Here is a 15,753-nt window from a genome sequence, read left to right as displayed (position 1 = left end):
TTGGATTAGCTATTAGTTTACCGCTTAGGAAATATGTTAATGCCAATCAGAGGTTAATATTCCCAGTGCAAATGTGGTGGGTCAATAAGTTATCTGACATGGCTGATATGGTTATAGTGCCGGATTTTTAATTCCGTATGATGGCCGCACTTTAAGTAACTAATCCCGGAGGCAATGTGAAATCATCAAACTATCAACTTCTGCTGCTGTGCAGTGTTGGTCTAGCTGTTAGTGCACAGGCCCAAATTACGAGTAAACCAGCGCAATTGGAAGAGATACTAGTGACGGCGCAAAAGCGCAGTCAGAATTTGACTGATGTGCCCATTTCGATTTCTGCGCTAAGTGCCGAGTCGATAGAGAATTCTGGCGCTAAACGACTCAGTGATCTAACTAATTTGGTACCCAACGTCAATATCTCGCAAACCACTGATCTGAATGCGCGGGTAACTATCCGTGGGGTCGGAGCGCAGTCGCGCAATATTGGTTTTGATACCAGGGTTGGTGTCTATCTGGATGGCGTTTACCTGGGGCAGTCGCCAGCATTGAATCAGGAACTGGGTGATTTACAGCAGATAGAAATATTGCGCGGCCCACAAGGCACGCTATTTGGTAAAAATACCGTAGCTGGCGCTATTAACCTGATTACTGCAGCACCCTCAACTGAGGAATTTTTTGGCAGCGCCACAGCCAGTGCTGGCAATTATGAGCTGCAGCAGCTCAAGGCTAATATCAATGTGCCAGTCAATGATAATCTGGCTGTTAGTCTGAGCGCCAATGATATGGAGCGCGATGGTCCGACCAAAAATATTTACAACGGTGTTTATGTTGGTGACCGTAACGTGACTAATTACCGCGCTCAAATTCTATGGCAAGCTACGGACGCAATAACTGCACGTTTAGCTGTTGATGGTTTGGACAGTGATCAGACCTCGTTGGGTCGTGAACCAGCGAGTGATGTATTGGGTTTAAATAAGGATATTACGGCGCCGGGGCGTCACACCATTAATATGAACCGTGGGCAAGAGGAGCAGCGTGAAGTGACCGGCGGCGCTCTAACATTGGATTTCGATTTGGTTAATGACTACAGCTTGAAGTCAATTTCGTCTTACCGTGAAACCGATTTTTTTACCTCTTTCGATTTGGACTTTGGTCCTTATGATTATAGTTATGTCGATTACGGCGATAACTATGAGCAAACTACCCAGGAGTTCCAACTTATTTCTCCGGAGTTTGATGGATTTAATTACGTCGTAGGCTTGTATTATTTTCAGCAAGATTCAGCAACCAGTCGGGATGTCGTGCTGGCCTCTGAAGCCGATCAGTTTATTCCGATTCTGGTGCCGGGTGAGCGGGTAACCAGTGCTGGTACCGTCGAAACAGAAAGCTTTGCGATGTTTGCCAATGGCAGTTACAAGCTGAGTGATCAAACTCAGCTAACACTGGGATTTCGTTGGTCTACTGAAGAGAAAACTGTGGACTGGGCATTGGATGGGCGGGCCGCCAGCTTTTTTGTAGGTACCGGTGCAGTAATAGATAATCGTCGTGATACGGATTTCTCTCCAAGTATGGCGCTAAACTATTTTGTCGATGAAGATATCACTTTGTATGCTCGGATAGCACAGGGTTATAAAAGTGGTGGTTACAACCTTGATTTTAATTCACAAGATACTATTGATGACAGCATTGAATTTGATTAGGAAACAGTCACGAGTTATGAGGTAGGTGTTAAGGGTGAAGTAATGGATCGTGTTCAATTCAGCGCCGCCATTTTTTACAATGAATATGATGACTACCAGGTTAATCAGCTACTGGAATTAACGGGTACGGATGGTTTGCCCAGTGGAACCAGTTATTCTATACAGAACGCAGCAAAGGTTGAGACCAGTGGTGCTGAACTGGAATCAACTATTTTACTTAGTGATAACTGGACATTGTCTGCGGCAGCGGCTTATTTGAATGCAGAGTTCGACTCCTTTCCAGGTGGTGGTCCCAATGGTGAAGATCTGGCGGGAAATCAGTTGGTTCGTGCCCCGGAATTTTCAGGTTCAATTGCGCTGGATTATATGACTGAAATAGCGGGTTTTAATTTTATGGGTCATATTGATTACGCCTATACTGACGAAGTGTATGTGACAGAAGATAATGTAAAGACCCACACACTGGTTGATAGCAGTACCATTCCTTTTGGTTATTTAGAGTCACATGCATTGCTTAATGCGCGGCTTACATTAGAGGCTGCGAGTGCTCAGTGGCGTGTGTCGTTATGGGGGAACAACTTAATGGATGAAGAGTATCTTTATGGCTCAGCCAGTGAGTTCTTGGGTACTATTTCAGAAATACCGAATATGCCACGCACCTACGGTGTTGACTTGACGGTTAATTTTTAACGCTTGAAGTGCTGTGCTAGTGTGGCTGCGGGTATTAACTCCCGTAGCTTTTTTATTTATAAGTGAGTGAAAATTGATCTTATCCAAACGCCTATTTATAGCAGTAGTACTTGCTGCGGTATTGGCAATTACAGTGCTGGCCAATAAACATTTGCCGGCGGTATCCGGCTTCGTTGCTCTCTATGCTTGTGGCGATAGGTTTGTCAGTCTGCGGCAGAATAAGCAGCAGGTGATTGCTGATGCCGTTGCCGCCAGTCCATTCTTTGCTTACACGGACATTGTTATCAATGACGATAAACAGCGCGTTGAGGTAAGTTTGCCGCTGGGTATTGCCCGTCAGACAGCCATTTTTCGTGCGGGTTTAGGCTGCACGTTAGTGATTGATACGACTGAACAACAGTTGCATGCCGAGCACAAGAACTATCAGCTGCCGACCGTAGATTTATCTGCAACACCATTCGCTGTGGCGGAAAAAAAACCTGAGTTGGAACAAGTCCTTGATCTAGCGTTTACCGAACCGTCAGCGACTAGCCAGCGCAATACTCGCGCTATCGTAGTGATAAAAAATGGTGAAATAGTAGCGGAGCGCTATGCCGATGGTTTCGATGAGAGCTCTTTGCTTCTCGGTTGGTCGATGACCAAAAGCCTTTTGAATACTTTTGCCGGTATTTTACAAAAACAGAACCTTTTAAATATCAAGGAGCAGCAACTCTTTCCTTATTGGCAAGACCAGCGCAGTGAGATCAGTATTGAAAATCTACTCAATATGCACAGCGGTTTGGCGTTTAATGAAGTCTATGACTTTGCTAAAGATGCCACCACCATGTTGTTTAACTCCGGTGATAATTCGGCGTTTGCTGCAGCGATGCCGTTGGCCCATTCACCGGCTACGGTATGGAGTTATTCCAGCGGTACTTCCAATATTCTGGCGCATTTATTACGCCGTAAAGTAGGCACACCCGCGCAGTTTCATCAGTTTATGTACCAGCAATTATTTATCCCGCTGGGAATGAACTCAGTAATAATCCAGCCCGATGCCTCTGGCGATATTATTGGTTCCAGTTTTATGTATGCCACCGCACGAGATTGGGCGCGTTGGGGCTTACTCTATCTCAATAATGGCAATTGGGAAGGCGAGCAAATTATCCCCGCGCAGTGGGTGGCTTATACCCGCGAGCCATTAGCTGATAGTCCAATGGGGAATTACAAAGCACAGTTCTGGCTCAATGCCGGTAAACCTGATGACCCGAGTCAGCGCCAATTTCCCAAATTACCAACAGATATGTACTTTGCTTCGGGCCATGATGCGCAGCAGGTATTGATTTTACCTTCTGAAAATATGGTGGTGGTTAGGTTGGGGCGTACTCTGGATAAAAGCTGGGATACGGAAAGTTTTGTAAATGCGGTGATTGGGGCTTTACGTTAGGGCATGAAGTGCCCGACAGGATTAATTAAAACAGCCTAAAGGCTGTTTTAACCCCTTCGGGGCAGCGTCGCTCTGCTCCTTGTTCAAATTGTTAGCATAATTTGTCGAACAACAGGTTCTCACCGCCGAACCCACCAATTAAAAAGGCCACCTTGTGTCGATCGAGTTGTAATTTCGGACGGATTCCGGGCTTTCAGTCGATTTTTGGTCTTAAATTCCATGATTTGTGATTAGCTTCCTTCTCAGAATTAACTAAGAAAGCCAGCTGGTACAATTCTCATTAAGCTAGTCTTGGCCTCATTCCTCGCTAATTCCTGCCAAAAATTCACAAAGTGCTAAAAAAGTAGCACCTGCCCATTGACTTCAACCCGCAGAGTGCTAAATTTATAGCATAGTGCTAAAAAAGTAGCAGGCAGACTTAAAAGGTTAACAATTATGGGTTCCAAGCAAGACAAACAACTAAGCCGTCGCGAGCGCCAAATCATGGACATTCTCTATGAAGCGAAGGAATGTTCGGCGCACGATATCCGTGACAAGATGCCCGATGCACCGAGTTACTCAACGGTACGAGCTCTATTAGCCAAGATGCTTGAGAAAGGTCATGTGGGCAACAAACAGGACGGTGCTCGCTACATATATTTCCCTACACAAGAGTTGGGCTCTGTTCGTAATAGTGCACTACAGCGCTTGGTGAAAACATTTTTCGGTGGTTCTGCAATCAGCGCTGTGACCGCGTTGATAGGGATGCAGTCGGATAAGCTGGATGAGGCGGAGATCGCCAAGTTGGAAAAGCTTATCGAAGAGGCCAGAAAAAGAAAATAACAGAGGCAGCATAAACTGCCCGGAGGTGAGTCATGATACATGAGTCGATATTCACTGAAGTGACCGTAACAGGGATTACTGTTTACGGCCTGGCGCTGTTGTTTATCAAGGCGTTGTTGATTTTGTTGCTGGCCCAAGTGTTCTCAGATTCATTTGAATTCAGTCCGGCCTCTATTAGGCATACTGTCTGGTTGATTGCTTTAGCTAGTCTTGCCGCTCTTCCCGTATTAACTATTTTTCTTCCAGCTTGGCGTTTGCTAAGTATTGATGTGGGGCCTCAGGTTTTGGGTGCGGGCGAAAGTGCAGCTCAAGGTTCGGCGATCGTCACAGCAGTTCCGCCCGCGGTATCAACTGTGGATTGGTTGGTCATTGCGTATTTAGTAGTGGCCGTTTGTCGTATGGTTTATCTAACGCTTGAAGTTATTAAGGTAGGCTGGGTTACTGCAAAAGCCAAAAATGCAGGGAGTGCTTGGTATGAGCAAGCTGGACGGTATTCTGACGGCCGACTAAAAATAAAAATTAGCGCCGGCATCGATGGCCCTGTTACGTGGGGGACTTTATACCCCGTCATTCTTTTGCCTGAAGGTTGTGAGCACTGGTCACAGCTTGAGAAGGAAATGGTGCTTCGACATGAGCTGGGCCATATTCAGCGGATTGACTGGTTGACGCAACTATTAGCGCAATTAGTGGCAGTGTTGTACTGGCCTGTACCCGGCATTTCCAGGGCGCTGCGGTCTCTGTCTTTGGAGGCGGAGCGCGCTTGTGATGATCTTGTTTTAGCTGATGGTGTGACTCCGGCAGATTATGCCGCTCTGTTACTTCGTCAGGCCAGAGTGAATAAACTTCAAGCGACGGTAGCCTTAGGTAAGCCCTCAGAGTTAGCTCAGCGTGTGCGTCATATTGTTAATTCCTATGTTGATAGAGCTGGAGAGCGTAAGACCAGATTCTGGTTGGCGGTGGGAGCCAGTCTTTTTGTTCTCCCCTTTGCCTCAGTGCAAGCCATAGGTAGTTTGCCACAAGGTGGGCCGCTGTCAGGAATGGTGTTAATCCCAGTGGTGATGGCTCCTGAGAAGAAGCTTCCAGTTATCCCTAAGAGACCTGCTGAGGATATTGATAAGCCATTGCGTCCTCAGGTAGCAGCAGCTCCACCCAACGGCCCGTTATTTAAAGACACTGCTGAAATTGGCCTAGTGCCCACAAGTATTTTTGTTCCTCAAGTGGCAGCGTCTTCAAGCAGTGATTTAGAATTTTCAGGATTCTCTGCCACTAAGGTTCGAGTAAGGATAAAGCAGCAGCCTGAATATCCTTCAGTCGCACAGCGTCGAGGTATAGAAGGGAGAGTCGTCGTTGAGTTTGATATCGATGCGAACGGGAATGTTATCAACTCAAGGATAGCGGATTCAGAATCCTCCACGGTGTTTCATCGATCTGTGCTTAAAGCGATAAATGGATATAAGTACGAGCCCTATCGGTTGGGTGGTGAGGCGATGGGCTTGCAAGGCTTAAAGGAAGAGTTCCGCTTCCAATTAATTCAAGATAAACCCACCAAGCGTGCTTCAACCGGTGATAGTCGAGCCGGGCAAGGGCCACCTCTCAACTCCAGCTAGCGCTGGCCTAGTTACAGAAACACAAACTTTCATTTTTTTAACAACTGGTTTTTTACTAGCGGCTTCGCTTGTCTTGAAAAAAGTCGTCCAACTTAAAAAACGGTTAGGAGAAATACTATGAACGCAACTTATACGCTAAATAATGAAACCACTTTAAACGAAATATACAGCAAGGTTTTACGCTTAAGTACAAGTGCCAGTCTCGGGGTGTTAGTGACAGGGATGTTGCTTTTTTTAATGTGCTCGTTGATAGCGATGGATCCGCCAGATCTTATTGAAGAGAACATAAAAATTATTGACGTAGTCATGTCGGATGAACGAGACATTATCGAGCAAATTGATCCAATTGTAGAAAAACCGGTAGACCCTCAGCCGCAGCCACAAATACCTGAGTTTACACAGAGCTTTGACCCTGGAGAAGGTTTAAAAATATCAATTGCGCCTACCCTTGACCCGGGAGTAAAAGAAATTGGTAGTGGATTTTCATCAGGATCGGCAATGGCCATTTTCAAGGTGGCCCCTACTTACCCTCGTCGGCAGCAAACGAAAGGTGTCGAGGGTTTTGTTGATCTGATGTTTGATATTACGCCTACCGGAAAAACAGAAAATATTCGAGTGCTTTATTCAGAGCCAGAGGGTGCTTTCGATAAATCTTCAGTAAAAGCTCTAGCCAAATGGAAATACAAACCAGCCATGGAAGACGGTGTCGCAATGGCGCAAAAAAATCAAACCACCCGTATCACCTATGAGTTAGAAAAATAAATCTGGAGAATGACTATGAGCGCATTAACCCGAAGATCAGTCGCTGAAAAATCTGCTGAGATTGATCTAACACCTATGCTCGATGTGGTGTTCATTATGCTGATATTTTTCATCGTGACTGCCTCATTTATTCGCGAGGCGAGTATCAGTCTGGAACGACCGTCCCTCAACCCATTACCACCCAGTACGGAGCCAAAAAATATCGTGGTGAACTTGAAAGCCGATAATCAGATTTTTCTGGATAATCGGCGTATCGACCATCGATCTCTGCGTGCCTACTTCGAAAGGCATCGAGCCGCAAACCCGGAAGCAACCTTAATCATCAATGCCAATAATGCGGCCAAGACTTATGCCGTCGCCCAAATATCAGACGCGGCTCGCCAGGCAGGTATCTATCAAATAACACTCGCTAATGCCGAGTAGGAGATCATTATGAAAATGTTAATCACTGTTATCGTAGGGGTATTATTAACCAGTAAAATAATGGCTCAAGGCTTACCAGGGCAGGAGCACATCATTATTTCAGGGAGTGGTTATGTTGAGCGAATGCCCGATTTTGCTGAAATTAATCTATCCGTAAATAAAACGTCGGAGACCTTAAAGTCATCAAAAGACTATGTCGATATAATTACACAACAAGTATTGGATGCTGCGGTTGCCACGGGAGTGGCCCCTGAGGATATTGGCGCGTCTAAGATCCACGCTCAGCCATCTTACAAGTGGGTGAAAGATGAGCGAAAGTACCTTGGAGAGAGGGTTAGTCGATCGGTGACTCTTGTGCTAAGGGATCTAACTCAATATTCGGTGTTGGTACAGGCGGTGATCGATGCAGGGATTACTGAGCTTGATGGTGTACAGCTGAGGTTTAATGATCGCAATGCGATAGAGCGTGAGGCCATGAAGTTAGCTATCGATGATGCTAGGAAGAAGGCCGAAGTGATTGCCCAACAGTTCAGTTCAAAGGTAGGAAGTGTCTATAAGATATCAGAAACTGCTATTGATGATGGTACGTATTATCGGTCTCAGCATTACGCGATGATGGCTGATGTAGGTCAGTCTGGTAGGCGGGCGGCGTTGAAGATTAGGAAACAGAGAGTTGATGAGTCGGTATTTGTGGTGTTTCTATTGCGTCCATAATTTGTAGTAGTGTGATTACCAAGGGATACTGTCGGTCTAATTACCGAGCGACTTTGTCGTAATGAGCATATCATCCAGTTGCTAAACTGGCTATGATTCATGCACTTTTCTGCAAAGCTTGCGCTTTCTCTACTCGTAACGCAGTGGTGTTCATATTTTGCCTTAGCCATATACCTCTAACGCCATTGGGGCTGATATCAACACCCAGAGCAATTGTGAGCTTAAGTGCCACTTTCTGTTGACCAAGGTGTGGATGCTCAACTGAGAATTGCACAACGGCATCCTCGATTACCTTATCCACACAGTTTTTATGCCGCAGGTTGGGCGTTTCTTGTCGTTTTAAGGCTTCTGCACCGCCTTGCTTAACGAGTTTTAAATGGCGGTAAATAGTATCCCGCGAGACGCCACTTAAACGAGATGCTTCGGATACGTTACCCAGTTTTTCAACTAAAGCTAATACCTCTAACTTTTTCTGTATGGCTAAGTCTTCGGTAGCTAATTTGCTTGGTTCAGTGACTTCTGAGACCTTGAGTTGTCGGCCCGCGAAGTGGGCAGTAAAGCCTTTCTTGCTGGTATTTCTGATTTCAATTTTTTGGTTTGCGATTGAATGTTTGAGCGGTGAATCAATAAGATAAAATTTATTACCATAGCTAAAGGTGTGATCATTGCGTATTTTCCGATGATCTTTGATGACGCAGATATCATCAAGGTTAACGTGAGGTGACAGTGGCGTTAATTCCGACTGTGTATGTTTGGTATTGACTTGGATCTTTAATTGCCAGAACTGCGGAATAAACACGTGTTTTAGGTACGCGTTGGCACTTGCCATGTCCTTGATATTATTGAGCCTCAGTTCAGGCACAAGGCGGTCTTGGAAGGTATCGAAGGCACGTTCAATACGCCCTTTTCCTTGCGGTGAATTAGCGAAGATAATTTCAATACCTAATTCCTCACAGGCCCGCTGCATTTGTGAGAAGTTACAACGCTTAGGGCCGCCGAAGATACCTGCTCTATCAACGTAAAGTGTTTTAAATAAGCCCTTCGTTTCAATGCAATCTCGCATGACCTTCAAGCAACCAACAGTGGTTTCAGAGGGGAAGAACTCTGCATGTACTTCGCTGGTGGCATCATCAATCATGGCAATTAAGCAGTGTTTTTTATCACCAAACCAACGATGCGGGCTACCGTCCATTTGCATCATTAAACCTGGCGCTTCCATACGCTCTCTGCGTTTACGAGCCTTACCGCGCCTGCGTTTGGCTCGTTTAACATGATGGATACTATGTGCCCAACCGCGTAGCGTCTCGCGCTTCACTACAATGTGTTCGTTAACCTCTAGCTGTTCAGCAAGGTGCAGCAAATTCAAATCAAAGTATTTGTCTTTGATTAAGGCTAGCACCGTTTTTTTAATCGAGGCGGGTGTTTTATTAGGCGGTGACTTGCCGCTGTTACCATGCACCGCGAATTGAATGCCGACTTGTTGATATCGCTTTACATAGCGTTCAATGGTGCGTCGAGACTTACTGAGTAATTTAGCTGCATTGGCAATTGTTATTCTGCCTTCAACGACTTTAGCAATTATATCAACGGTGAGTTGAGCTTTAGAATCCATCACAATCATCCTCAACATGCCTCTAGTATTCAAAAAAAGAACACTAACAAACATGTAAAAAAGAGACCGACAGTTTCCCTTGGTAATTAGCGATTACGACAGAATCGCTTGGTAATTAAGATACGACAAAGTCGCTTGGTGTTAACACCATAATTTGTAGTAGCTCAGACTTAATCTGACAGTTACCCGTTTTTATCCGGTGTCTGTCAGTTTTGATTTGAGCTACTACAAGTAGAGGCCAATTTAATGCCCCTTCAACTGTTTGTTGTCCCAAAAGGGCTTTAGGTTCATCTAAGACAAACTTTACATCGTTGATTGCTTCTTCATCAAACCCATTTAGCTCACCAAGCTGCTTGATGAGTGTTCCCGTAAAATTGCCAATATTCTCTAAGGCTGCAGATAAGGCACTAGGTGTTTGATTAAGTTGTACTGTAATAAATCTAAGCAAGTCAACTCGATTGCAGTACTATTAAGAGGTATGCTGTAAATAAAGTATTGGTAAAGAGGTTGTGGCACTACTATTAACGGAAATAGTAGTGCCTGATATTTTCTTTTTGGTTTTGGTTTTGGTTTTGGTTTTGGTTTTGGTTATGAGTGAGGGTTAAAATTTTTTCCTGCCCCACATAATTTATTTTCGGCAGGCTCCAGTGACCACATCGAACCATGGATTGGTACTTGCGCATTGAGTGCTGTAAATCATCAAGTGAGGTTCATTTTCTATGCCACTACTACAATCTCCAGTGCCATCACAGTCAGTTTCAATGAACATGTCGGCGCCTTGTGTGGAAATTAAAGCTTGATTGCTGCCTGTGACTGGCGGGGTGATTCCTTGTTGCCATAGAAACGGAGACATTTTCATGCCATTCCCGACAAGTCTGTTTGCAGTACCATTGGGGCCAGTATGCATTACAAAAGCCGTATCAATGACGTGGGCTAAGGATATGGTTGATTCGGATGATACTCCATAAATAGTACGATCCAGATTCCCTCCCGACACATTGATAATGCCACCATGCATATGGAATGCACCACCACCATCAGGAATGCTGGAGCTATCAGATATCCCTACCTGTACACCATACGATGGGTAAAATACTGGGTAACCCGGAAAATCAGGTGTGCTGTGATCTACTCGTATGGCGGAGCCAAATAGGCGCACATCTCCACGAAAGCCTACTTGTACCCCCCTTAGGCGTCCTCCTGCGTTAGGTGTATCATCATTTTTAACGTGGATTTCGCTTCCATATAGCCAAATCCTTGCACATTGGGCGTAAACGCCTATAAGCTCGCCGCTTAACTTGGAACTGTAAAAATAATGCTCTCCAGTGGGGCCGTCGGTGGGAGCCCCACTGCATGTAGTATCGTACCAAGCCCCATATTCTGAATTGAGATCAACATTGGTGAAGACGCTGCTACCTGTGCCTCGCCAAAATACACTATAGCCTAAGCCTTTGGCATCTATAGACAAGTCCTGAAACTCTAACTGATCGCAATCGTGTGAGTTGATTGTCCATGCGTTTGAGCTTATGTGACTAAAATGCCTCCCAGTGCCTTTAAATGTGACATGCCCATTCGGTTGTGAAGGCTCATTTGCTAGTGGGGTTACTAGATAGGAGGGCAAGCAATAGATCCTTGAAAGGTTCCTTCTCCTACATATACAGTAACTGGGTTAGAAGAGCTAGGATCACGCGAGTTGTTATCTTGCCATAACCAGTTTGATAACGCTGTGGCGTTGTTGAAGCAGATTTCATTGGGCAGAGTGGTGCAGTCTTGCTCAAGGTAAATTGTTTCGCTAAAGACTGGGGGCATGAATAATAGAGCGGAAACGCTAAATACTAGTGATCGTGTTTTGGTAGTTGTGAAGATATATTTATTTATCTTAATAATTTGGCGAAGATTTTTCATAGATTATCCCTTGTGTTGTAATTTTCTATCAATTACGAATATGCTACCCAGCAAGAGGTCTTTTCTGCCTTATTTAATGAGATAAACCTGAGTTTATTTTTTTAGGGCTTATCTAAAAAATGTTGACTATTTCAGTTCTGATGATGGCAGCAATATTCTTTTTGTTTTTTTATCCTAAGCCTCATACAGCCTTGTGAGACATGTGTATCATATCTCTATGGGGTCCAGATGCAATATTTTTCTAATCGCTTAGTGTGGATAGAGACTGAGTTTGGATGGAATACAATGGCGCAAGCCGTTGTGAGGTGCGTATAGTTCACATTAAGTCTGAATAGACCCTTTGTATTTGGCGCGCCCGACAGGATTAATTAAAACAACCTAAGGGCTGCTTTAACCCCTTCGGGGCATCGTCGCTTCGCTCCTTGTTCAAAATGCGATGCATTTTGTGATGATTCAAGCCTAGGGGCTCGAATCACCCTGCGGGCGCCCTGAAGAGCAGGGCGTTCAAATTACGCCTTGGGCATAATTTGTCGAACAACAGGTTCTCACCGCCGAACCCACCGATTAAAAAGGCCACCTGGATAGGTAGCCTTTGTAATTGGTGCGCCCGACAGGATTCGAACCTGTGACCATCCGCTTAGAAGGCGGATGCTCTATCCAGCTGAGCTACGGGCGCATAAACTTTTTAATGCTGCACACTTTCAGTGAGCACTTTTACCTCACCGACAGGATAAACGCCAATTTTGCTTTGGCATAATTGGCCCCGTTGGGGCGCCTGCGGTAGTTCAAATTGCTGTGCAATTTGTCGAACCTGTGACCATCCGCTTAGAAGGCGGATGCTCCCCTTCGGGACCGGCCCAAATCATAGATTTACGGCGTTTCACTCACGCGAAGTTTTACTTCGCTAAAATCGTTCGTTACACCCAGCTGAGCTACGGGCGCATAAACTTTTTAATGCTGCACACTTTCAGTGAGCACTTTTACCTCACCGACAGGATAAACGCCAATTTTGCTTTGGCATAATTGGCCCCGTTGGGGCGCCTGCGGTAGTTCAAATTGCTGTGCAATTTGTCGAACCTGTGACCATCCGCTTAGAAGGCGGATGCTCCCCTTCGGGACCGGCCCCAAATCATAGATTTACGGCGTTTCACTCACGCGAAGTTTTACTTCGCTAAAATCGTTCGTTACACCCAGCTGAGCTACGGGCGCATAATAAAGTAGCGGATTATATCTTAATTTTGACCAACCGCTAATGAGGCCAAAATCGAGCTGACCATCTGCTTGAAAGGCGGACGTTCTATATAGCTTATTCTGACTAGCTAAGTCAGAAACTAAAAAGGCTTACAGTGTTGGCTGTAAGCCTTTTTACTCTTTCCGAAGAAAAATGGGGTGAACGATGGGGATTGAACCCACGACCACCGGAATCACAATCCGGCGCTCTACCAACTGAGCTACGCCCACCATTAAGCTTGTTACCTTTGAATGAAGATGGTGCGGCCATTCAAATTAGAAATTTGGTCGGGTAGAGAGATTCGAACTCCCGACATCCTGCTCCCAAAGCAGGCGCGCTACCAGACTGCGCTATACCCCGAAATCGTTAATGGCACTGGCTAAAGCTGTCTACCAAACGAGGGGCGCATTCTACTCAGCAAAAATTGTTTCGTCAACGCTAAATCAGCCTCTATTAAGATCATTTCTATATTTGCCTGTGGCGGTCGGTGTGAGAGAATAGCGGCTCTTTTTTCTACGTAAATCAGGAATATAGCAAGCATGTCTGCATTAGTACTCGATGGCAAAGCGCTGGCCGCGCAATGGGAACAGCAACTCAGTGAGCGGGTTGCCGCATTGAAGGAAAAATCTGCTGGTAAAACGCCGATTTTGGCGACTATTCTGGTGGGGCAGACCCCGCCTCAGCGACCTATGTAAAGATGAAGGGCAATGCCTGTCGGCGTATTGGTATGGAGTCGCTGGCGGTGGAGATGGACGATAAAACCACCACTGAGCAATTACTGGCCAAAATCGACGAATTAAATAACAACCCGGATGTGCATGGGATTTTGCTCCAGCACCCGGTACCGGCGCAGGTTGATGAGCGTGCTTGTTTTGATGCGATAGCCTTGGAAAAGGATGTGGATGGTGTGACTTGTCTGGGTTATGGGCGGATGGCAATGGGCGAGGAGGCCTATGGCTGTGCGACACCCAAAGGGATTATGCGCATTTTAGAACACTACAAGATTGAAATTGAGGGTAAGCACGCGGTAGTCGTGGGCGCAGTCCTATTTTGGGCAAGCCGATGTCTGCGATGCTGCTGGAAGCCAATGCGACTGTAACGACTTGTCACTCCCGTACTAAAAACCTCGAAGCCTTGATTAAGCAAGCCGATATTGTCGTTGGTGCCGTGGGTAAGCCCGAGTTTATCAAGAGTGAATGGATTAAAGATGGCGCGGTAGTCGTGGATGCCGGTTATCACCCTGGCGGAGTGGGTGACATTGAGTTAGCGGGGGTTATCGATCGCTGTGCAGCGTATACACCCGTCCCCGGTGGTGTTGGCCCGATGACGATTAATACCCTGATCTTTCAATCGGTGGCTTCCGGTGAGAAGTCTTTGGGGTGATGCCCCGCGTTGTAACAAGCAAGTGATCAAGGGCTGCTTCGGTAGCCCTTTTTGTTTCTGTTTCTTTTTTCAGAGTCGTCTTTTTTTATGCCTCAACGTTTATTGTCTTTAACTACCTTGCAGCAGTTGTTGCGATTGGCGCTACCGATGATGGTATCGCAGGGTACTTTTGCGTTAATGATTTTTACCGACCGCTTATTTATGGCCAAGTTAAGCGCGGTGCACATCGCCGCGTCTATGGCCGGCGGCATGGCTTCGTTTGCCAGCCTTTGTTTGTTTACGGGGGTGATCGCTTATGGCAATGCGCTAGTCGCTCAATACAACGGCGCCGGAGTGAAACATAAGTGCTCGTTGGTGGTGACGCAGGGCTGGTGGCTGGCGCTGATGAGTTTACCTTTTGTGGGTTTAATTACCTGGTTCGTTAGTGATTTATTCGGCTCCTTTGGTCATACGGCGCAGCAAGTTGAGTTGGAACGCAGCTATTATTTAGTCCTGATGGCCAGTGCAATTTTTTCTCTGACCAAGGTAGCTCTGGCGTCATTTTTTGCCGGTATTGGCCAAACCCGGGTGGTGATGATTTGCGATGTGCTTGGTGTACTCATCAATATTCCGCTGACTTATGTGTTGGTGTTTGGGGTTTTCGGTTTTCCAGCAATGGGTATTGTCGGTGCGGGATTGGCGACATTGATTGCTTCATTGGTGACTACTGTTTTATTTCTAAAATTTTATTGTCGGCCTGCCATTCGTGAGCGTTTTTCAATTGCCGATTCGTTACGTTTGGATAGGGGAATTCTACGACGCTATTTACGGCTGGGAATACCGTCCGGGCTGGAGACGTTATTGACTTTCGGTACGTTTAATATATTCCTGCTGCTGTTTCAATCGTACGGGGTAGTTGAAGGCGCTGCTATTGCGATTGTGTTTAATTGGGATATTTTGTCGTTCATTCCTATGATGGGTGTCAGCATTGCGGTAATGACTCAGATGGGGCATTTTGTCGGTGCCGGTGATTTGAGGCAGGCGAACAAAGTGATTACTGCCGGTTTTATTATTGTCTGGACTTATTCCGGTTTGCTCGCGTTAGTGTTTATCTTTTTTAGCGAACCGCTGGTTAATGTATTTGCTACACCGGATGATTTTTTCCCTGAGATTCGACAACTCTCCATATTAATGATGGTGGGGCTGGCCAGTTATGTAGTCGCCGATGCCAATTCGTTGGTAGTCGGTGGCGCGTTGCGCGGCGCTGGTGATACCCGCTGGTTAATGATCGTATCGATTGGTTTGCACTGGTTAATGTTGCTGGCACAGTATTTGATGATCCGGGTTTATCAGGTCGAGCCGATTGTCAGTTGGTGGGGGTTTGTAGCGATGATCCTGGTGCTGGCGGTAAGTTATTGTCTGCGATTATTTGGTGGTGTATGGCGACGTCCCGAGCGGTTGGCAAGAGTGATGGCGGAATGATTTTCGGCTCACTTCAGTAA

Annotated in this window: 10 protein-coding genes, 3 tRNA genes and 2 pseudogenes; 9 read left to right on the top strand and 6 right to left on the bottom strand. The window is 45.9% G+C overall.

Features of this window, described 5'->3' with window-relative positions:
* Positions 1 to 176 precede the first annotated feature (176 nt).
* The 7 genes and pseudogenes from UNITIG_RS24795 to UNITIG_RS22300 all read left to right on the top strand — a co-directional run bounded on the left by UNITIG_RS24795 (position 177) and on the right by UNITIG_RS22300 (position 8,141).
* Positions 177 to 2,387: pseudogene (locus UNITIG_RS24795) on the top strand (TonB-dependent receptor).
* 73 nt (positions 2,388 to 2,460) lie between these two features.
* A complete protein-coding gene (locus tag UNITIG_RS22325; RefSeq protein ID WP_101760533.1) occupies positions 2,461 to 3,813 on the top strand; it encodes a serine hydrolase in 1,353 nt (450 codons plus the stop codon).
* Between the two features lie 435 nt (positions 3,814 to 4,248).
* Complete coding sequence (locus tag UNITIG_RS22320; protein WP_101760532.1) at positions 4,249 to 4,635, top strand: BlaI/MecI/CopY family transcriptional regulator; 387 nt, start codon at positions 4,249 to 4,251, stop codon at positions 4,633 to 4,635.
* Between the two features lie 32 nt (positions 4,636 to 4,667).
* Positions 4,668 to 6,242, top strand: coding sequence for a M56 family metallopeptidase (locus UNITIG_RS22315; protein WP_101760531.1), 1,575 nt, complete (start codon positions 4,668 to 4,670; stop codon positions 6,240 to 6,242).
* A gap of 117 nt (positions 6,243 to 6,359) precedes the next feature.
* Positions 6,360 to 7,004 (top strand): energy transducer TonB, encoded by a 645-nt coding sequence (locus UNITIG_RS22310; protein ID WP_101760530.1) that lies wholly within the window; start codon positions 6,360 to 6,362, stop codon positions 7,002 to 7,004.
* A 15-nt stretch (positions 7,005 to 7,019) separates the two neighbouring features.
* Positions 7,020 to 7,427: a biopolymer transporter ExbD gene (locus tag UNITIG_RS22305; RefSeq protein WP_101760529.1), complete on the top strand. Its 408-nt coding sequence runs from the start codon at positions 7,020 to 7,022 to the stop codon at positions 7,425 to 7,427.
* A gap of 9 nt (positions 7,428 to 7,436) precedes the next feature.
* Positions 7,437 to 8,141, top strand: coding sequence for an SIMPL domain-containing protein (locus UNITIG_RS22300; RefSeq protein WP_101760528.1), 705 nt, complete (start codon positions 7,437 to 7,439; stop codon positions 8,139 to 8,141).
* Between the two features lie 97 nt (positions 8,142 to 8,238).
* Here the strand turns inward: UNITIG_RS22300 and UNITIG_RS22295 are convergent, their stop codons facing one another.
* From UNITIG_RS22295 to UNITIG_RS22270, 6 genes are all read right to left on the bottom strand, one after another.
* Positions 8,239 to 9,762 carry an ISNCY family transposase gene (locus UNITIG_RS22295; protein ID WP_101760527.1) on the bottom strand — a complete coding sequence of 508 codons (1,524 nt, stop codon included), beginning with the start codon at positions 9,760 to 9,762 and terminating at the stop codon, positions 8,239 to 8,241.
* A gap of 106 nt (positions 9,763 to 9,868) precedes the next feature.
* Positions 9,869 to 10,201, bottom strand: coding sequence for a hypothetical protein (locus tag UNITIG_RS22290; protein ID WP_101760526.1), 333 nt, complete (start codon positions 10,199 to 10,201; stop codon positions 9,869 to 9,871).
* A gap of 180 nt (positions 10,202 to 10,381) precedes the next feature.
* Positions 10,382 to 11,374 (bottom strand): hypothetical protein, encoded by a 993-nt coding sequence (locus UNITIG_RS22285; RefSeq protein WP_101760525.1) that lies wholly within the window; start codon positions 11,372 to 11,374, stop codon positions 10,382 to 10,384.
* A gap of 883 nt (positions 11,375 to 12,257) precedes the next feature.
* Positions 12,258 to 12,334, bottom strand: a tRNA-Arg gene (locus UNITIG_RS22280).
* A 709-nt stretch (positions 12,335 to 13,043) separates the two neighbouring features.
* Positions 13,044 to 13,119, bottom strand: a tRNA-His gene (locus tag UNITIG_RS22275).
* Positions 13,120 to 13,173: 54 nt separating this feature from the next.
* Positions 13,174 to 13,249, bottom strand: a tRNA-Pro gene (locus UNITIG_RS22270).
* 179 nt (positions 13,250 to 13,428) lie between these two features.
* On the opposite strand from UNITIG_RS22270, the pseudogene folD reads away from it, so the two are divergent.
* Positions 13,429 to 14,272 (top strand): annotated as a pseudogene (folD, locus tag UNITIG_RS22265) (bifunctional methylenetetrahydrofolate dehydrogenase/methenyltetrahydrofolate cyclohydrolase FolD).
* A gap of 87 nt (positions 14,273 to 14,359) precedes the next feature.
* The gene (locus UNITIG_RS22260; protein WP_235015578.1) at positions 14,360 to 15,733 is read left to right on the top strand and encodes an MATE family efflux transporter; all 1,374 of its coding nucleotides are present in this window, start codon (positions 14,360 to 14,362) and stop codon (positions 15,731 to 15,733) included.
* The last annotated feature ends 20 nt before the right edge of the window (positions 15,734 to 15,753 follow it).

This window comes from Oceanicoccus sp. KOV_DT_Chl (assembly GCF_900120175.1).
Lineage (GTDB): Bacteria > Pseudomonadota > Gammaproteobacteria > Pseudomonadales > Dasaniaceae > Oceanicoccus.
Note: the sequence above shows the minus strand (reverse complement) of the source record. Positions and strands in the feature narration are given on the sequence as shown.